This is a genomic window from Kitasatospora sp. NPDC053308 (genome assembly GCF_055585785.1).
Genome location: NZ_JBVJJY010000011.1, coordinates 37,717 through 55,070, shown reverse-complemented (window position 1 = coordinate 55,070; position 17,354 = coordinate 37,717). Strand labels below are relative to the sequence as shown.

Genomic DNA, 17,354 nt, shown 5'->3' with positions numbered 1-17,354 from the left:
CCCTTCCTTCACCCGGCCTGAGATGGTGTCAGAGTTGATCCACGGCCACCAGTGCCGCCCCGCTGGGGCGAGGAGCCCCTAGGGGCGTCATACCCGGGTAGTCAGGGGCCGGTTGGCTCCCTGGTATGACGGCTGCGGCCCCCGTCGCCCGTAGTGTCCTGCGTGTTCGATCGACGAGAGCGCGGAGGAACGATCATGGGCAGTGGGGGACGGGCCGTGGCGGCGGTGCTGATGGCGGCGACGGCGGTGCTGGGCGCGGTCGGCGCGCCGGCGGGGGCGGTGGCGGCGCCCGAGGGCGGGAAGGCCGGGCAGCAGGCGCGGGCGTGGCTGCCGGAGCCGACCGGGCCGTACCCGATCGGGACCACCGCGCTGCACCTGACGGACGCCGCCCGGGAGGACCCCTGGCAGCCCGGGCGCCGACGCGAGCTGATGATCAGCCTCTGGTACCCGACCTCCCGGCCGGCCGGGCCCGCCGACCGCGCGCCGTACATGACGCCGGCCGCGGGGGAGCACTTCGGCGGGGCCACCGGCGTCGGCCTGATCAACTACGGTGCCGAGCCCGGAAGTACGGACTGGTCCGGCATCCGCACCCACGCCCGGACGGACGCGCCCGCGCTGCCCGGAGGCCGGCGACCGGTGGTGCTGTACTCGCCCGGGCTCGGCGATCCACGGGCCTGGGGGACGGCCCTGGTCGAGGACCTCGCCTCGCGCGGGTATGTCGTGGTCACCGTCGACCACACCTACGAGGCCTCCGAAGTCGCCTTCCCGGACGGGGAACTGGCCGCCTCGGTGCTCCCCGGCATGCTCGGCCGGCCCGATCTGGACATCGGCGCCGTCCTGCGCAAGGCGATGGCCGCCCGGGTCGACGACACCCGCTTCGTCCTGGACCGACTCGCCGGGTTGGGCGGCCGCTCCGGCCTGCCGACCGGCCTGGCCGGGGCGCTCGACCTCGACCGGATCGGCATGGTCGGCCACTCGGCGGGCGGCTTCACCGCGCTGCAGACCATGCACGACGACCCGCGGATCGCCGCCGGGGTCAACCTGGACGGCCAGCTGCACTTCCCCGGCCCGGACGGCCGGAACGGCGTCTTCCTGCCCACCGTCGCCGAGGACGGCCTGGACCGGCCCTTCCTGCTGATGGGCACCGGCAGCGACGACTCCGGGGACTACCGCCGGCAGCCCGGCTGGAACGCCCTCTGGCAGCACAGCACCGGCTGGCACGCCGACCTCACCCTCACCGGCTCGCGCCACGGCTCGTACACCGACGGGCAGTCCCTGCTGCCGCAGCTCGCCCGGCAGGGCGCGCTCACGGCGGACCGGCTGCGCGCGGACGTCGGCGACATCAGGCCCGGCCGGGCCGAGCTCGCCACCCGCTCGTACGTCGCCTCCTTCTTCGACCGCTGGCTGCGCGGCCACGACGACCACCTGCTGGACGGGCCGTCGCCGCGCTTCCCGGAGATGGCGTACGAGCGCTGAAACCTTCGGGGCACCGGTTTCTCTGACGGTTTCTCACTCACCGGTGATCCGTACGGAAAATGACGGTTCACTGAATGCGGAACAGTATGCCGATCCGCATTCAGTGAATGCCGCTACCCGCGTTGATTTTGCCTTTCCGGGGCGCGCTTGACCTGCCTGAACCCGCTTCTTAATCATTCCTTACCCTTCTCCGTTGACCGGTGTTCAACAGCTCTGCTTTCCTTCATGCCCAGTAGGCGGCAAGCGGCCGACGGGTAGTCAATTCCGGGTGTGCGAAAAGCCCGAACGGAGTCGACTCCCACCGGAGTTCGCCGTCGATCCCCTTCCCCACAAGGGATCGTTCGCGGCCACCCCAAGCGGCGGACGATCGGCAGAAGAGAGGGCACCCTCACCCATGGGTCAATCCCCCAGGATCGGACGCGCGAAGTACGCGGCGCTCACCGGCATCGCCTCGCTCGCGCTCGCCGCCGCCGGTCTGGCCGGCGCGGCCGCCCCGGCCTCCGCGCAGGACATCTCCAGCTCGCAGGGCAGCACCGGCAACGAGTTCAACCCCTGGAGCCCGCAGAACGGACACCCGTACCGGCACGGCGCCGTGCCGGGCATGTCCCAGCACGAGAACTACAAGAAGTGGCTCGCCGCCCACAACCAGGCCGCGGCCACCGGGCAGCAGACGCTGTCCTACGGCGGCGGCGTCGACGGCATCGGCGTGCAGAGCGGCCACTCCAAGGTCTACCTGGTGTTCTACGGCAACCAGTGGGGCACCCAGACCACCGACGCCAACGGCAACGCCAAGTTCTCGGGCGACTCGGCGGGCGCCGCCGGTGCCACCCAGCAGATGTTCAAGGGCATCGGCACCAACGGCGAGACCTGGTCCGCGGACCTGACCCAGTGGTGCGACGGACCCAACGTCGCCACCGGTGCGGTGAGCTGCCCCGCCAACGCCAACTTCATCCCGTACCAGAGCGGCGGCGTGCTCTCCGGCGTCTGGTACGACAACGCGGCCGCCTCGCCGAGCCAGGCCACCGGCAACCAGCTGGCCCAGGAGGCCGTCAAGGCCGCCGGCCACTTCGGCAACACCACCGCCGCCGCCAACCGGGACGCGTACTACATCATCCTGTCGCCGCACGGCACCAACCCGGACGACTACCAGAACCCCACCACCGGGTACTGCGCCTGGCACGACTGGAACGGCGACACCACCCTCACCGGCGGCGCCGCGGCCTCGCCCTACGGCGACATCGCGTTCTCCAACCAGCCGTACAACATCGACGCGGGCGCCAACTGCGGCGTCGGCTTCGTCAACTCGCCCGGCACGCTGGACGGGTGGACGATGACCCTCGGCCACGAGTGGCACGAGATGATGTCCGACCAGAACCCGGCGGGCGGCTGGACCAACCACGTCTCGGGCAGCAGCTACAACGGCCAGGAGAACTCCGACGAGTGCGCCTGGATCCGCCCCGGCAGCACCGGCGGCGCCGCCAACGTCTCCTTCGGCACCTTCGGCAGCTACGCCGAGCAGGCCAGCTGGTCCAACGACACCAACTCCTGCGCGATCTCGCACGCCATCCTGACCCACGGCAACACCGTCACCGTCACCAACCCGGGCAACCAGTCCGGCACCGTCGGCACCGCGGCCAGCCTGCAGATCAACGCCACCGACTCGGCCTCCGGCCAGACCCTGAGCTACTCGGCCACCGGCCTGCCTGCCGGCCTGTCGATCAACTCCTCGACCGGCCTGATCTCCGGCACCCCGACCACCAGCGGCACCTCCAGCGTCACGGTCACCGTGACCGACACCACCGGCGCCAGCGGCAGCACCAGCTTCTCCTGGACCGAGTCCACCACCGGGGGCGGCGGCAACGCCGTCACCAACGGCACCTTCGAGACCGGCAACCTGACCGGCTGGACGGCGGCCGGCTCCACCTCCGCGCCCGCCTCCGCCGCCCACAGCGGCAGCTACGGCGCCATGGTCGGCTCCACCAACCCGACCGGGGACTCCTCGATCACCCAGACCTTCACGGCGCCGACCGGTTCCAGCAAGCTGTCCTTCTGGTACAGCAACACCTGCCCGGACACCGTCACCTACGACTGGGCGACCGCCACCCTGAAGGACAACACCACCGGCACCACCACCACGGTCCTCGTCAAGACCTGCGCCGCCAGCGCGACCTGGGTCAACAAGACGGCCGCCGTCACCCCGGGCCACTCCTACACCCTCACCCTGAGCAACCACGACGACAACTACGCGGGTGACGCGACCTACACCTACTACGACGACGTGACCGTCTCCTGACGATCACCGCGCCGAACGCACCGGGGTGGGCCCAGCGGGCCCACCCCGGTGTCGTGCTCCGTTCTCGTCCGGGGGGATCCGAATCGGGTGCCGGTGCGTCGAACCGGTACTCCTTTCCCCACGCCGGCACCGCCGGCACCCGCGTACCCGAGGAACCGCCGTGAACCCGAGAAGACCCGCCCCCCAGGCCCTGGCCGCCGCCCTGATCGTCCTGCTCGCCCCGCTCGCCCTGACCGGCTGTGCCTCCGCCGGGACGGGCTCCGCCGCCCCGAGTTCCACCGTCCCGAGCTCTACCACTCCGAGTTCCGCCGCCCCGAGCTCCGCCGCCCCGAGTTCCACCGTCCCGAGCTCTACCACTCCGAGTTCCGCCGCCCCGAGCTCCGCCGCCCCGAGTTCCACCGCTCCGAGTTCCACCGCTCCGAGTTCCACCGTCCCGAGCCCCGCGGCGGTCACGGTGGACGAGCACGCCGACCACACCACCGTGCGGGTCGCCGTCGGCACGACGCTGACGCTCGCGCTCCACAGCACCTACTGGTCCGCCGCCACCAGCTCCGCCCCCGAGGTCCTCACCCCGGCCGGCGCCCCCAGCACCGCGCCCTCCCCCTCCTGCCGCCCCGGCGGCGGCTGCGGCACCGTCAGCGTCGCCTTCACCGCCCGCACCGCCGGCACCGCCCACCTCACCGCCACCCGCACCTCCTGCGGAGAGGCCCTCAACTGCCCGCCCGAGCAGCGCGGTTACGACGTCACCGTGGAGGTCACCGGCTGAGGGCGGGCCGCTACCTGAGCTCCGAGCCCGGGTTCGCGTCGTCCCACGCGCGCCGCGCGTCGACGATCGCGTCGTGGTGGTCGTAGGACCAGTCCGCCATCGCCCGCACCAGGTGGGTCAGGCTGTGGCCGAGCGGCGTCAGCTCGTACTCCACCTGGGGCGGGACGGTCGGGTGGACGGTCCGCGACACCAGGCCGTCGCGCTCCAGCCGGCGCACGGTCAGCGTGAGCATCCGCTGCGAGATGCCCGGCAGTGCGCGCTGCAGCTCACGGAAGCGCCGCACGCCCTGGGCGAGTTCGACCACGGTGAGGACCGACCACTTGTCGCCGAGCCGGTCCAGCAGGTCGCGGATCCCGCAGTCCACGCCGTCCTCGCACCAGACCACCGGACGGGGGGTGGTTACCGCGGTGTGCCCTGCTGACATCGATGTGCCTCCTTACGCCGAACGCCCAGGCTATCGAGGATGGTCACGTCCCCAACGCCCGACCAACCTCGGAGGAACCCCATGCTGCTCGTCACCGGTGTCAACGGAGGCCTGGGCGCGCTCGTGCTGGAGCGCCTCGCCGGACGGGAGGACGTCGTGGCCGGCTCCCGCACCCCGGAGCGGGTGCCCGCCGGCGTGCCCGCCCGGCTGGTGGACTTCGACCGCCCGGACACCCTGGACACGGCGTTCCGGGGCGTGCGGACACTGCTGCTGATCTCGGCCGGAGCCGCCGAGGACGACGTGGTGATCGCCCGGCACGGCGCCGCCATCGCCGCGGCCGAGCGGGCCGGTGTCGAGCACGTCGTCTACACCAGCCTCTCCGGCGACGGTGACCACCTGCCGTACGCCCTCGCCCACCGCTGGACGGAACGGCGGCTGCGCGCGTCGGCCTCACTGCGCTGGACGGTGCTGCGCAACGGCCTGTACGCCGAGTTCCTGGGCGCGATCGCCGCGCCCGGCCCGGACGGGGTGATCAGCGCGCCGCTCGGCGAGGGCGGGCTGGCCGCGGTGGCCCGGGCGGACCTCGCCGAGGTCGCGGCGACCGTGGCCCTGGCCCCCGCCGGGCACGCGGGCCGGACGTACGAGCTGGTGGGGGAGCGGGCCTTGGGCGGTGCGGAGGTGGCCGCGGCCCTCGGCGTCGAGTACCGCCCGGGCCGGCTGGAGGAGGCACGGGCAGCCGTGGCGGCCTCGGACGCGCTGGACTTCCAGGTGCCGATGGTGGTGGGCACCTACTCGGCGATCGCCCACGGCTTCCTGGCCGGGCCGGGCGGGCCGGGCGACCTCGCCGCACTGCTCGACCGCGAGCCCCGCCCGGCCCTGGAGGTCATCGCCGCCGGGCGCTGACCTCCGCCCGCACGCCCGGTCCGGAGACCGTCCCACGGTCCACGGCCGGGCTGTTGCGAAGACTACGGCGTTTCCGTGGCCTCCGCCTCGGCGCGGGCGACCCAGTCCGGGAGCGGTTCGCGGCAGGCGAGCCACACCTCGGGCACGTCGGCGAGGCCGGTGCGGGCCGCGACGACGCTGCCGGTGATGGCGCAGGTGGTGTCCACGTCGCCCAGGCCCTCGGCGGTGGTCCACAGGGCGTCGGTGAGGCTGTCCAGGTGGTGGGCGGCGGACCACAGGGCGAACGGGACGGTGTCGGCCGCCCGGATCCGCTGCCCGTTGCCCAACAGGTCGGCGGCGCGCCACGGCTCGGTGGCCGGGGGCAGTTCGGCGGCCCGGCGCAGCCCGTCGCGGACCTCGCCCGCCGGGGTGCGGTCGGCCACCTCGGTCAGCAGCTCGGCTCCCGCGGCAGCACGGACGGGAGCCCGGCCGCGGGCGGCGAGGGCCGCCGCCAGGGCCACGGCCACCGCCCCCGCCACGCCCTCCGGGTGGGCGTGGGTGACTTCGGCGGACAGCGCCGCCTGCTCGGCCGCCTCGGCCAGGTCCGCGGCGAACCAGGCGCCGAGCGGGGCCACCCGCATCGCCGCGCCGTTGCCGAGACTGCCCTGCCCGTCGAACAGCTCGCGCGCCCTGGTGCGCCAACTCGCCGGATCGTCGGCGAGTTCGGGCAGCAGCAGGTGCATGCCGTGCCCGTAGCCGCGGCCCGGGTCGGCCCGGTAGGTGGCGCCGAAGGCCTGGGCGAGCCGCTCCTGGTGCACCGCGTCGAAGGCGGTCAGGACGCCGAACACCGACAGCGCCATCGCGGTGTCGTCGGTCCAGTGCCAGGGTCCTTCCTCGGGCGTCCGCCGGTCCCGGATCTGCCGGAACGCCTCCTGGGGCGACCGGAACAGGGGGAACCAGCGCTCCCCGAAGCCGTCCCCGAGGGCCAGGGTCCGTCTTCAAACCCCCGTCGTCCGCCCGGAGGGCGGGCGTGGCGGCGTTGGGGTGCGTGCATCGCAAGGCGGAGGAGGGAGCCACTGCGGAGCATTGGCGACCGACGACAACGCGGCGAGGTGCGTTCCCCGGCGTCGCCACGCAGGCGGGGGTTTGAAGACGGACCCTAGCCCCTCCAGCGCGTCACGAGCTGCGGAAATGGATGTCATCCCGGCATCGTGGCAGGGCGACGGTCCTGCCGCACCCGGTTTCGCCGGGCGTGGCAGGACCGGTGACGCTCAGTCGCCGAGGACGGCGATCCGTCCGGTGCTCAGCCCGTCGGCGACCCGTTGGACGGCGTCCGCCGCCCCGGCCAGCGGCACCCGGGCGCTCACCAGGGGCCGGACGGTGCCCTGGTCGGCGAGCTTGGTCAGCTCGTCGTGCGCGGCCCGGACGGCGCGCGGGTCGTGGGCGTTGTAGAGGCCCCAGTGCAGGCCCAGGATCGAGTAGTTCTTCACCAGGGCGTGGTTGAGCGCCGGCGAGGGGATCTGCCCGGCGGCGAAGCCGACCACCACGATCCGGCCCTCGAAGGCGATGCACCGGGTGGAGCCGGTGTAGGCGTCGCCGCCGACCGGGTCGAAGACCACGTCCGCGCCGCGCCCGTCGGTGGCCTCCTTGACGGCGGCGACGAAGTCCCGTTCCGTCCGGTCCACCACCAGGTCGGCGCCGAGTGCCCGGGCGGCCTCCGCCTTGGCCGCGCCACCGACCACGGCGATCACCCGGGCGCCGGCGGCCCGGCCGAGCTGGACCGCCGCGCTGCCGACCCCGCCGGCCGCCGCGTGCACCAGCAGGGTCTCGCCCGCGCGCAGGCGGGCCCGGCGGTGCAGGGCGAACCAGGCGGTCTGGTAGCCGATGTGCAGGGCCGCCGCCTCGGCGTCGTCCAGTGCCTCGGGCGCGGGGAACGCGGCCTCGGCGTCCAGCAGCGCGTACTCGGCGAAGGCGCCGTGCGGCAGCACCGGGTTGCCGATCAGCCGCTCGCCCCGCCGGGGCCCGTCCGCCACCTCGCCGCACAGCTCCACCCCGGGGGTGAACGGCAGCGGCGGGCGGACCTGGTAGTGGCCGCGGACCATCAGCGCGTCCGGGAAGTTGACGGCGGCGGCCCGCACCCGGACCAGCAGCTGCCCCGGGCCGGGCGCCGGCCGCGGCACCTCCTCGGCGAGCCGCATGACCGCACTCGGCTCGCCGAGTTCGCCGACCTGCCAGGCCCTCACAGCGCGCCGCCCTTCTCCAGCTCCCGCTGCAGCCGGTTCATCCCGCCGAGCCAGCGCTCCGGCTCGGTGGCGCGCACGCGGTAGTACTCGGCCACCTCGGGGTGCGGCAGGATCAGGAAGCGCTCCTCGCCCAGCGCGGCGAGCGTCGCCTCGGCGACGTCCTCGGGCTCCAGGGCGGTCGGGGCGAGCATGAGTTCGCCGAGGGCGCCGGTCGAGGCGAGCATGTCGGTGCGCACGCCCTGCGGGCAGAGCGCGTGGACCTTGAGCCCGCGGTGGCGGTAGGTCGCGGCGAGCCACTCGGCGAAGGCGAGCGCGCCGTGCTTGCTGACCGCGTACGGGGCGGAGCCGAGGCTGGTGAGCAGCCCGGCGGCGGAGACGGTGGCGAGGAAGCGGCCCTCGCCGCGTTCCAGCCAGCGGGGGAGCAGCAGTTCGGCGGCCCGCACGTGCGCCAGGACGTTGACCTCCCAGGCGGTCGCCCAGGCGGCGGCCGGCGCGTCGGCCCCGCCGGAGGGGGCGACGCCCGCGTTGGCGCACCAGAGGTCGATCTCGCCGAGCGCCTCCCGGGCGCCGCCGACCAGCTCGGCCAGGCCCTCGGCGGAGGCGGCGTCCCCGGGCAGCGCCGTGCCGCCGAACTCCCGGGCCACGGCGTCGGCCGCCCCGCCGTCCAGGTCGTTGACCACCACCCGGGCCCCGGCGGTGGCGAATGCCCGGGCCAGCGCGGCCCCGATCCCGCGCCCGGCACCGGTGACCACGACGCCCTGGCCGGCGAACTGCCCGGAGAACTGCCCGGCGCCCCGGTCGGCGGGCTGCCCGGCGGAGTCGGCGGCCGTCACATGCCACCGCCGAGGGTGACGCCGCCGTCGACGACGAGCGTCTGCCCGGTGATCCAGCCGGCGTCCGGGGAGAGCAGGAAGGCGACCGCGCCCGCGACGTCCTCGGGGACGCCGAGGCGGCCGAGCGGGTAGGCGGCGGCGACCTGCTCCTCGCGGCCCTCGTACAGGGCCTCGGCGAACTTGGTCTTGACCACGGCGGGCGCGACGGCGTTGACCCGGATGCCCTGCGGGCCGAGTTCGGCGCCGAGCTCGGTGGTGAGCCGGATCAGCGCGGCCTTGCTCACGCCGTACATGCCGATCCCGGCGGAGGCGCGGATGCCGGCGATCGAGGCGACGTTCACGATCGAGCCGCCGTGCTCGCCCATCCACGCGGCGTGGGCGCGACGGGTCCAGGCCAGCGGGCCGAGCACGTTGACGGCGATGATCTTGGCGGCGGCGGCCTCGTCGGTCTCCAGGACCGGCCCGTAGACCGGGTTGATGCCGGTGTTGTTGACCAGGTGGTCGAGTCGGCCGAAGGCCTCCAGGGTGCGGGCGATCGCCTCCTCCTGGTGCGCCGGGTCGTCGGCCTTGCCCGCGACGGCGATGGCGTTCTCGGGGCCGCCCAGGTCCTGGACGGCCTCGGCCAGCGGCTCGGGGTTGCGGGCGGTGAGGCAGACCTTGGCGCCGCGGTCGACCAGTTCGCGCGCGATGCCGAGACCGATGCCCCGGCTCGATCCGGTGACGACGGCCACCCGTCCCTTGAAGGAGTGCACCACGGAGCGTCCTGCCTTTCGTGCGAGGATCCGACTACCATCGCTGACTAAGCGCTTGCTCAGCATGGTGTCGGTGCGGGAGCCTGTCAACAGCCCGCCCCCCGGCCGCCGGACGGCGGGGCGGAGGCCCTGCGGAGGGGTTGGCCGGGCGACCGGGCGGGCGACCGGGCGGGCCGGCGGACGGCCCGACAGGAAAACCTGTACGAATTCCGGTTCGCGATCTCTGGGAGGATGGCGCCATGACCAGCACCCCGATGGCCGACCTCTGGCCCACCCTGCCCGGCGCCGACACCCGCCCCGAGGCGGCGTACCGGCTGCTCCAGGCGGCCGTCGAGTCGTTCGCGGAGCGCGGCTTCCACGCCACCACCACCCGGGACATCGCCACCGCCGCCGGGATGAGCCCGGCCGCGCTGTACATCCACTACCCGTCCAAGGCCGCACTGCTCGCCGAGATCAGCCAGGCCGGGCACGCCGCGACGCTGGCCCTGGTCCGGCGGGCCGTGGCCGGGGGCGGCGGCCCGGCGGAGCGGATGCGGCGGTTGGTCGAGGAGTTCACCGCCTGGCACGCCCGGGCCCGGACGGTCGGCCGGGTGGTCAACTACGAGCTGCACGCGCTGCCGGAGGACGCCTACGCGGTGGTCGCGGCGCTGCGGCTGGACATCGAGCGCGAGGTCAGCGCACTGATCGAGGCGGGCGCGGCGAACGGCGAGTTCCAGGTGTCCGAGGTGCGCACGGCGGCCCGAGCGGTGACCTCGCTGGGCATCGACGTCTCCCGCTGGTACACCGACCGCTCGACCGAGGCCCCCGAGGAACTCGGCCGCCGCTACGGCGAGTTGGTGCTGCGGATGCTCGGCGCCCGGATCTGACCGGGGCCGGGCGCCGGGGCCGCCCTTGACCAGCCCCTCGGAGCGCGCGCAGACTCGTATACGAAGTACGTGTGCCTCGTAGGCGTACAGCGCCGGGGTCGGCATGCCGGGTGACACGGCGAGCCCTCCCCGGCGCACTCCTGCCGCAGCCCGACACGCGATCGACCACCGCGGATCGAAGCAGTCCGGTCCTGCTCGACCCCGTTTTCACCCCCGTTTTCGCCCCCGTGCTCACGCCGTGCACACCCAGGGCGCCCGCCACGAGGGCTCGCGGCGGGCGCCCTGCTGTCGGGCACTGCGGTTCTGGGGGCGGCGGTTCGGGGGTGGGTCGGTCAGGCGGTGGACAGGCAGAACTGGACCAGCCCGGCGTCCACGTCGAGGACGATCTTCTCCATCTCCGCCCACGGCGGGTGGAACGGGTTGGGCGACTGGGCCGCGTCGTTGCCCCACTCGACGGTGAAGCCGAGCACCTTGCCCCGGTCGGGGTTGACGCAGTGGCGGGCGTAGACGTAGTCGTCGCCGGTGCCGCTGGTCGGGTACAGGTGGAACCCGGTCATCGGTTTGTACGGCACGCCGCGCACGCCCTCGACGGCCCGGCAGAACGCCTCGGCGAGCAGCCGGGCGGTGTCCTCGTCGCCCTTGGGGATGTACTCGGCGTACGCGAGGTCGCCCGGCAGCCCGCGCCTGCCGTCGTACTGGTGGTTGCGGAAGTTCATGCTCGGGTCGACCGACTGGTTGTCGTCGTCGCCCCAGTTGTAGAGCATGTCCTGCGCGTAGCTGTGGACGTCCACGAACCACCTGGTCCTCGGGTGCTGGTCCAGCAGCCAGCGGACGTTGCGCGTCTCCGCTTCGGAGAACGGGCTCGGTCCGCAGTAGACCATCGGGTCGCACGGGTCGGCCGACACCTGGGGGTTGGCGTTCGGGTCGAAGGCGGTGGCGAAGTCGAAGAGGAAGTCGTAGTTGCGGTTGAGGTCGACCCCGATGCAGGCGGGGTGCGGATCGCCGCCGGCGTGGGCCGGGTTGCGGTTCTTGCGCCACATCGGCGCGACGGTCTGGCTGTGGTTCCGGCCGTCGGGGTTGACCAGCGGGTAGACGACCACGTCCAGGCGGCGGAGCAGCGATTCGACCTGGTCGGCGGTGAAGGTGGTGCCGCCGTAGCCGAGGCCGGTGCCGCCCTGGAAGGCCTCCAGGAGGTCGGCGGCGAAGTGGATGAGCACCTCGCAGCTGCCCCACTCGCGGGCGTGCACGCCGCCGATCATCATCACGCAGTCCTTGGGGGCCACCGCGGGCGTGCTGATCCTCAGCGCGTGGGAGGTGCGGCCCTCGTACGTGGTGTCGGGCAGGGTGATGAGCTGGGTGAGGCCGGGGTGGGCGGTGGCCAGGCTGGTCACGGCGGACTCGACCGAGGTGATGTTCAGGTACGGCATGGCGGGCCTCCCTGGTCAGCGGGCGAGCTTGGCGGCCAGGCCGTGCGGGACGGCGTCGGCGGCGGCGAACACGTCGCCGCTGCCGACCTCGGCCTGCGCGGCGCGCCCGGCCTTGCTGGCGTTGCCGATCCGGGTGACCGTGACGCCCTCGCGTTCGAGGGCGGGCACCTGGGCGACCGTGGCGTAGACGTCGACGCCGATGCTGCCGTCCGCCTCGACGTGCGGGCGTCCGCCGGTGTCGGAGCGGGTTTCGCGCAGCAGGGCGCGCAGGGTCTGCGGATCCTTGGCGGTGACGCGCAGGCGCAGGACGTCGTCGGGGGATGGTTCGTTCGGAACGGCGGACATGGGGACTTCTTCCCGGGCGCCGACGGCGCGGGACCGGAGCGGTTCCGGCGGCGTGTGGACCGGAGCGGTCTCCGACGGCTCGCTCGCGGCGCCGTTGTCAGAGGATATGTCCGACGTGTACCTCGTATCCTCAGGATGCGTCGCCGCCGTAGAAGGCGTCAAGGGGAGGCTGCGGCATCCCGTCCAGCAGGCTGTCGAGGCCGCGCAGCATCTCGTCGTCGTCGTCGAAGTCGGCGAAGCGGGGCACCAGGGCGCGCAGCCGCGGGTACTCGGCGGCGGGCAGTCGGTGCAGGCCCAGCCGCAGGGCCGGGTCCGGCTCCTCCGGGTTGTCGACCACCTGGCGCTTGTCGACCAGCAGGCAGCCGAGGTTCCAGGCGACGAAGGCGCGGTAGACGGTCAGCGCGGTCGGGTCGTCGAACCCGGCCCGGCCGAGCACCGCGAGGATGTGCTCGGTGAGTTCGAGCACCGGCGCCGGTCGCCGCGTCACCGGGACGGTCAGCGGCCGGGTCGCGACCAGCGAGAGGATCTCGGGGTGGGCGTGCGCGACTTCGGCGAACGCCCGGGCGATCCGGCGCAGTTCCTGCCGCCACTCGGGCTGGCGCGGCTCGGGCCGGCGCCGTTCGGGATGGTGCGGCTCGGGCGGGCGCGGGCCGTTCGCGGCGCTGCTCCGCAGTCGGTCGTTGACCTCGGTGAAGTAGGCCTCGGTCAGGCCGTCGAGCAGGGCCTCCTTGCCCGGCGTGTAGCGGTAGAGGGCCATCGACTCGACGCCGAGTTCGGCGGCCAGCCTGCGCATGGTCAGGGCGCCCAGGCCCTCGCGGTCGACCAGCGCCACGGCGGCCGCCAGCACCTGCGGCCGGCTCAGCCGGCCCCGCTTCTCGGTGCCGTCCCGCTCGACCATGTCCGCACTCCTCCGGATCGCCGCCTGGCAGGGGGTGTTCCCGACGGGTGTTCCCGACGGATGTCACTCAGCGGATACACGACCAGGATACAAGGTAGGAATCGGGCATAAACGGGCGAGCCACCACCGATCGGTCACGGCAACGCTTGCGCTGGTCAGGAGACCGGCAACGGTCAGGCGACCAACTGCCGGACCGCGAGCCAGGCGACCAGGGCCGAGGAGCCGAGTGCGGTGAGTAGTCGCCCGGGCGGGCCGGTCAGGGCCCGGCCCAGCAGGGCCCCGCCCGAGGCGAGCAGCAGCTGCCAGCCGGCGGAGGCGGCGAACGCGGCGGCGGCGAACACCGCCCGGGCGAGGGTGCCGGAGGTCGCGGCGTCCCGGCCGCCGCCGCCGAGCACGAGGGCGGCGAAGTAGAGCACGGTGAGCGGGTTCAGCAGGGTGATCCCGAACAGGGTGAGGAAGGCCCGGCCGGGGGTGGGAGGGGCCTCCTCGGCCGCCGCGGCGGCTCCGGCCCGGCGGCGCAGCGCGGTGTGCGCGGTGCGGGCTGCCAGGGCGAGCAGGACCAGGGCGGAGCCGATCCGCAGCGGTCCGGCGACCGGTTCGAGCAGGGGCGCGAGCCCGCCGCCGCCGATCGCCGCGACCAGCGCGTACAGTCCGTCCGCGGCGGCCACGCCGAGGGCGGCGCAGACGCCGGTGCGCAGCGAGGTCCGCGCGGTGAGCGCGACGACGTAGGCCCCGACGGCCCCCACCGGGACGGCGACGCCGTACCCGGCGAGCAGCCCCGCGACCAGCGCGGCCCTCACGCGCGTGCGGCGTCGGGCCTCCGGGGGCGGCCGGGCTGCTGCTGGACCGCGGCCGGTCGGGCGGCGACGGTCACGGGCAGCGGGCGGGCGGGGGCGTCGGTCATGGGGCGATCCTGGCGGTCCGCGGGCGGTGGCGGCAAGGGGTTTTCGGCTCCGGCGCCGGGTAGCGTGGGCCCGACCCGCCGGTGACCGTCCCGCCGGTGACCGTCCCGAGGAGGACCGATGCGCAGTCAGGACGACCGGGTGCGAGTCCTGTTGGCCGAGGCCTGGGGCTCCTGGGCGGAGCGCGGCGCGGCGCTGGAGGCCGCGGACTGGCGGCGGCCGACGCGGCTGCCCGGGTGGACCGTCCGGGACCTGTACGCGCACGTGGCGCCGGTGCCGGAGATGTTCGCGGGGCTGCGCGCGGCCGTCCTGGACGGGCCGGCCGAACTGGCCACGGGCGCCGCGGTCCTGCGCGCCTACAACCGGCCCGGGGGCCTGGCGCACACGGCCGCCGGGGAGATCGCCGAGACGGCGAGGCGGACCGCCGAGGAGGCCGGCCCGGCGGTGCTGATCGCCCGGTTCGGGGTCGAGGGCCCCGCGGGCCTGGCGGCGATGGACGACCTGCCGCCGGGGACGGTGGTGGCGCACCCGTTGCTCGGCAGCGTGACGGTCGGCGCGCTGGGCGAGGTGGCGCTGATGGAGGCGACGGTCCACCTGCTGGACCTGGTCGCGGCGGTGGGCGGCCCGCCGCCCGCCGACGGGGCGCTGCGGGCGACCAGCGCCCTGTTGGCGGAGGTCGCCGACCCGGTGGCCTTCATCGAGGCGGCGACCGGGCGCGGCACGGCGGCGGTGCTCCCGGTCATCCGCTGAGCCGGCCGCCGGCCGCCGCGGCCTGACCCGGCGGGGTCGGTACGTGCTGGTCAGCAGTATGATCAGCGGTCGGTGTGGGGACCGGTGTCGGTCCGATCGGGGGAGTTCGTTCAGTGGATCATCTGCTCAGCATGTGGTGGGTTCTGCCGGCCGTCCTGTACGGCAGCGGATGGATCGTCAAGGACGCCCGGCAGGCGCTGAAGGTGCGGCACGAGCGGAAGATGGAGCTGCTCGCCGCCACCGAGCGGCAGCACGCGGCGCTGGAGGCGGCGAACCGCCCGCCCGAGCCGATCTGCGGCTGCACACACCACCTGGCCAAGCACGACAAGCAGGGCCGGTGCCACGAGGAGGTCGAGGCCCCGACGGCCTGGGACGCCGACCGCCGCCCGCTGCAGTACGAGGCGCGGCCGTGCAACTGCCAGCAGTACATCGGTCCGGAGCCGCTCGGCACGGTCTTCGCCCCGGAGCTGGTCGACCCGCGCTGAGGCCCGGACGGGTGTCGGCTCGGGCCCGTCGGGGTGCCGCTTTGGTGTCATGACCTTTTCAAGGGTGCGGGTTTGCTGTCACGCTGCTGCTTCCGGCCCGCTCCCCACGAGAGGTTCCGATGAGAAGACTCCTGCACGCCCTGACCGGTGCCGCCCTGTTCGCGGCGGCCGGCCTCGCGGCGCTCGCCACCCCCAATGTGGCGAGCGCCGCGGACTGCACACCCACCCAGGTCGTCTCCAACGGCGGCTTCGAGTCCGGCAGTTCGCCCTGGACGGCGCCGAGCGGTGCGATCACCGCCGACAGCGGCCAGAGCGCGCACTCCGGCAGCTCCTACGCCTGGCTCGACGGCTACGGCTCGACGCACACCGACGCGCTCTCCCAGTCCCTCACCCTCCCCGCCGGGTGCGGCACCGCGACGCTCGGGTTCTGGCTGCACGTCGACACCGCGGAGACGACCACCAGTACTCAGTACGACAAGCTGACCGTCAGGTTGGGCTCCACCACCCTGGCCACCTACTCCAACCTGGACGCCCAGGCGGGGTACGTGCACAAGACGCTCGACGTCTCCGCCCTCGCCGGCCAGAGCGGGACGCTCTCCTTCACCGGCGTGGAGGACTCCAGCCTGCAGACCAGCTTCGTGCTGGACGACATCACCCTGGACGTCTCCGGCGGCACCACCCCGCCCCAGCCCGGCGACCCGACCCGCACCCCGGCCGCGCCCGGGTACACCGTCGACCTCACCAGCGACGCCTCCGGCGGCAGTTGGACCGGGCACGAGAGCGTGACCTTCAGCAACGCCTCGCCGAGCCCGCTGAACGAGGTCTACCTCCGGCTCTGGGACAACTGGCACGGCAGCTGCCCCAGCACCCCGATCACGGTGACCAACGTGACCGGCGGCACGCCCTCCCCGCTCACGGTGAACTGCACCGCGCTCAAGGTCACCCTGCCGGCGCCGCTCGCCCAGGGGCAGAGCGGCACGGTCGGCTTCGACCTCGCCATCACCGTCCCCAGCGGCGCCGACCGCTTCGGCCACGACGGCGCGTACAACTTCCTCGGCAACGCCCTGCCCGTCCTGGCGGTCCGCGACGGGGCCGGCTGGCACCTCGACCCGTACACCAACAACGGCGAGTCCTTCTACTCGGTGGCCGCGGACTTCACCGTCACCCTGGACCACCCGAGCGGACTGCTGGTGCCCGCGACCGGCACCTCGGTGGACACCCCCGGCGCGGCCGGCCGGACCGTCACCAGGGCGACCGCCAGCAAGGTGCGCGACTTCGCCTGGGGCGCCGGGCCGTTCACCAGGATCTCCGGCACCTCCGCGGCCGGGGTGAAGGTCAACGTCTACGCGGTGGCGGGGATCAGCAGCACGGACGCGAAGTCGATGCTCTCCACCGCGACGTCGGCCGTCGACGCGCACGCCCAGCGCTTCGGCGCCTACCCGTACGGCGAACTGGACGCGGTGATCGACAACAACTTCTGGTTCGGCGGCATGGAGTACCCGGGCTTCGTGCTCGACCTGGTCAGCACCACCGCGCTCACCCACGAGATCGGCCACCAGTGGTGGTACGGCATCGTCGGCGACGACGAGTACAACGCCCCCTGGCTGGACGAGGCCTTCACCGACTACGCCACCGACCTCGCCCTCGGCAAGACCGGCAACGGCTGCTGGAACAGCGTCTCCTGGGCCTCCTCGGCGGAGAAGATCACCGACTCCATGGCCTACTGGGACGCCAACTCCTCCCGCTACTCCACGGTCGTCTACGGCTACGGCAAGTGCGCCCTGCACGACCTGCGCCGGACCATCGGCGACAGCGCGATGACCACCCTGCTGCGCGGCTACGCGCAGGCGCACTGGTACGGCGTCTCCACCACCGCGGAGTTCAAGGCGGCGGCCCAGGCCGCCACGACGGTGGACCTGACCTCCTTCTGGGCCCAGCACCGGATCGAGGGCTGAGAGGGGAGCGGACCTCGTTCACCCGCCGCCCCCGGTCTCCGGCCGGGGGCGGCGCCG

Annotated in this window: 17 protein-coding genes; 8 read left to right on the top strand and 9 right to left on the bottom strand. The window is 73.9% G+C overall.

The genetic code is table 11. The features are described from left to right. Positions 1–195 precede the first annotated feature (195 nt). The 3 genes from ACZ6Y7_RS23810 (at position 196) to ACZ6Y7_RS23800 (ending at position 4,535) form a co-directional block, all read left to right on the top strand. Entirely contained in the window at positions 196–1,476 is a 1,281-nt protein-coding gene (locus ACZ6Y7_RS23810; RefSeq protein ID WP_465759945.1) for an alpha/beta hydrolase family protein, read from the top strand. 394 nt (positions 1,477–1,870) lie between these two features. Further along, positions 1,871–3,769, top strand: a complete 1,899-nt coding sequence (locus ACZ6Y7_RS23805) for a putative Ig domain-containing protein (protein ID WP_465759944.1) — start codon at positions 1,871–1,873, stop codon at positions 3,767–3,769. Between the two features lie 160 nt (positions 3,770–3,929). Continuing rightward, positions 3,930–4,535: a hypothetical protein gene (locus ACZ6Y7_RS23800; protein WP_465759943.1), complete on the top strand. Its 606-nt coding sequence runs from the start codon at positions 3,930–3,932 to the stop codon at positions 4,533–4,535. Positions 4,536–4,545: 10 nt separating this feature from the next. Here the strand turns inward: ACZ6Y7_RS23800 and ACZ6Y7_RS23795 are convergent, their stop codons facing one another. Next, positions 4,546–4,959, bottom strand: a complete 414-nt coding sequence (locus tag ACZ6Y7_RS23795) for a winged helix-turn-helix transcriptional regulator (RefSeq protein ID WP_465759942.1) — start codon at positions 4,957–4,959, stop codon at positions 4,546–4,548. An 81-nt stretch (positions 4,960–5,040) separates the two neighbouring features. On the opposite strand from ACZ6Y7_RS23795, the gene ACZ6Y7_RS23790 reads away from it, so the two are divergent. Further along, entirely contained in the window at positions 5,041–5,862 is an 822-nt protein-coding gene (locus tag ACZ6Y7_RS23790; RefSeq protein ID WP_465759941.1) for an NAD(P)H-binding protein, read from the top strand. Between the two features lie 62 nt (positions 5,863–5,924). Here the strand turns inward: ACZ6Y7_RS23790 and ACZ6Y7_RS23785 are convergent, their stop codons facing one another. From ACZ6Y7_RS23785 to ACZ6Y7_RS23770, 4 genes are all read right to left on the bottom strand, one after another. Next, positions 5,925–6,830, bottom strand: coding sequence for an ADP-ribosylglycohydrolase family protein (locus ACZ6Y7_RS23785; protein ID WP_465760108.1), 906 nt, complete (start codon positions 6,828–6,830; stop codon positions 5,925–5,927). Between the two features lie 282 nt (positions 6,831–7,112). Then, positions 7,113–8,084: an NADPH:quinone oxidoreductase family protein gene (locus ACZ6Y7_RS23780; RefSeq protein WP_465759940.1), complete on the bottom strand. Its 972-nt coding sequence runs from the start codon at positions 8,082–8,084 to the stop codon at positions 7,113–7,115. Next, positions 8,081–8,917 carry an SDR family oxidoreductase gene (locus ACZ6Y7_RS23775; protein ID WP_465759939.1) on the bottom strand — a complete coding sequence of 279 codons (837 nt, stop codon included), beginning with the start codon at positions 8,915–8,917 and terminating at the stop codon, positions 8,081–8,083. The genes ACZ6Y7_RS23780 and ACZ6Y7_RS23775 overlap by 4 nt, the downstream gene beginning before the upstream one ends. Beyond that, positions 8,914–9,672 carry an SDR family oxidoreductase gene (locus tag ACZ6Y7_RS23770; protein WP_402213513.1) on the bottom strand — a complete coding sequence of 253 codons (759 nt, stop codon included), beginning with the start codon at positions 9,670–9,672 and terminating at the stop codon, positions 8,914–8,916. Before ACZ6Y7_RS23770 ends, ACZ6Y7_RS23775 begins: the two co-directional genes overlap by 4 nt. Positions 9,673–9,908: 236 nt before the next feature. Here ACZ6Y7_RS23770 and ACZ6Y7_RS23765 point away from each other — a divergent pair, with 236 nt between their 5' ends. Then, on the top strand, positions 9,909–10,535 hold the full coding sequence (locus ACZ6Y7_RS23765) for a TetR/AcrR family transcriptional regulator (RefSeq protein WP_465759938.1): 627 nt from the start codon (positions 9,909–9,911) through the stop codon (positions 10,533–10,535). 332 nt (positions 10,536–10,867) lie between these two features. Here ACZ6Y7_RS23765 and ACZ6Y7_RS23760 read toward each other — a convergent pair whose 3' ends face one another. The 4 genes from ACZ6Y7_RS23760 to ACZ6Y7_RS23745 all read right to left on the bottom strand — a co-directional run bounded on the left by ACZ6Y7_RS23760 (position 10,868) and on the right by ACZ6Y7_RS23745 (position 14,005). Then, on the bottom strand, positions 10,868–11,962 hold the full coding sequence (locus ACZ6Y7_RS23760) for a M14 family metallopeptidase (protein WP_465759937.1): 1,095 nt from the start codon (positions 11,960–11,962) through the stop codon (positions 10,868–10,870). A 15-nt stretch (positions 11,963–11,977) separates the two neighbouring features. Beyond that, positions 11,978–12,307 (bottom strand): hypothetical protein, encoded by a 330-nt coding sequence (locus ACZ6Y7_RS23755; RefSeq protein WP_465759936.1) that lies wholly within the window; start codon positions 12,305–12,307, stop codon positions 11,978–11,980. A 130-nt stretch (positions 12,308–12,437) separates the two neighbouring features. After that, entirely contained in the window at positions 12,438–13,205 is a 768-nt protein-coding gene (locus ACZ6Y7_RS23750) for a TetR/AcrR family transcriptional regulator (RefSeq protein ID WP_465759935.1), read from the bottom strand. A gap of 173 nt (positions 13,206–13,378) precedes the next feature. Then, positions 13,379–14,005, bottom strand: a complete 627-nt coding sequence (locus tag ACZ6Y7_RS23745) for a LysE family transporter (protein WP_465759934.1) — start codon at positions 14,003–14,005, stop codon at positions 13,379–13,381. Between the two features lie 222 nt (positions 14,006–14,227). Here ACZ6Y7_RS23745 and ACZ6Y7_RS23740 point away from each other — a divergent pair, with 222 nt between their 5' ends. The 3 genes from ACZ6Y7_RS23740 (at position 14,228) to ACZ6Y7_RS23730 (ending at position 17,297) form a co-directional block, all read left to right on the top strand. Further along, positions 14,228–14,857: a maleylpyruvate isomerase N-terminal domain-containing protein gene (locus ACZ6Y7_RS23740; RefSeq protein ID WP_465759933.1), complete on the top strand. Its 630-nt coding sequence runs from the start codon at positions 14,228–14,230 to the stop codon at positions 14,855–14,857. 131 nt (positions 14,858–14,988) lie between these two features. Further along, complete coding sequence (locus tag ACZ6Y7_RS23735; RefSeq protein WP_465759932.1) at positions 14,989–15,342, top strand: hypothetical protein; 354 nt, start codon at positions 14,989–14,991, stop codon at positions 15,340–15,342. Between the two features lie 119 nt (positions 15,343–15,461). Next, positions 15,462–17,297 (top strand): M1 family metallopeptidase, encoded by a 1,836-nt coding sequence (locus ACZ6Y7_RS23730; protein WP_465759931.1) that lies wholly within the window; start codon positions 15,462–15,464, stop codon positions 17,295–17,297. The last annotated feature ends 57 nt before the right edge of the window (positions 17,298–17,354 follow it).

Coding starts and splice junctions, on each gene's coding strand:
- ACZ6Y7_RS23810 (WP_465759945.1), top strand. CDS start 196: ATGGGCAGTGGGGGACGGGCCGTGGCGGCGGTGCTGATGGCGGCGACG.
- ACZ6Y7_RS23805 (WP_465759944.1), top strand. CDS start 1,871: ATGGGTCAATCCCCCAGGATCGGACGCGCGAAGTACGCGGCGCTCACC.
- ACZ6Y7_RS23795 (WP_465759942.1), bottom strand. CDS start 4,959: ATGTCAGCAGGGCACACCGCGGTAACCACCCCCCGTCCGGTGGTCTGG.
- ACZ6Y7_RS23790 (WP_465759941.1), top strand. CDS start 5,041: ATGCTGCTCGTCACCGGTGTCAACGGAGGCCTGGGCGCGCTCGTGCTG.
- ACZ6Y7_RS23765 (WP_465759938.1), top strand. CDS start 9,909: ATGACCAGCACCCCGATGGCCGACCTCTGGCCCACCCTGCCCGGCGCC.
- ACZ6Y7_RS23760 (WP_465759937.1), bottom strand. CDS start 11,962: ATGCCGTACCTGAACATCACCTCGGTCGAGTCCGCCGTGACCAGCCTG.
- ACZ6Y7_RS23755 (WP_465759936.1), bottom strand. CDS start 12,307: ATGTCCGCCGTTCCGAACGAACCATCCCCCGACGACGTCCTGCGCCTG.
- ACZ6Y7_RS23750 (WP_465759935.1), bottom strand. CDS start 13,205: ATGGTCGAGCGGGACGGCACCGAGAAGCGGGGCCGGCTGAGCCGGCCG.
- ACZ6Y7_RS23740 (WP_465759933.1), top strand. CDS start 14,228: ATGCGCAGTCAGGACGACCGGGTGCGAGTCCTGTTGGCCGAGGCCTGG.
- ACZ6Y7_RS23735 (WP_465759932.1), top strand. CDS start 14,989: ATGTGGTGGGTTCTGCCGGCCGTCCTGTACGGCAGCGGATGGATCGTC.
- ACZ6Y7_RS23730 (WP_465759931.1), top strand. CDS start 15,462: ATGAGAAGACTCCTGCACGCCCTGACCGGTGCCGCCCTGTTCGCGGCG.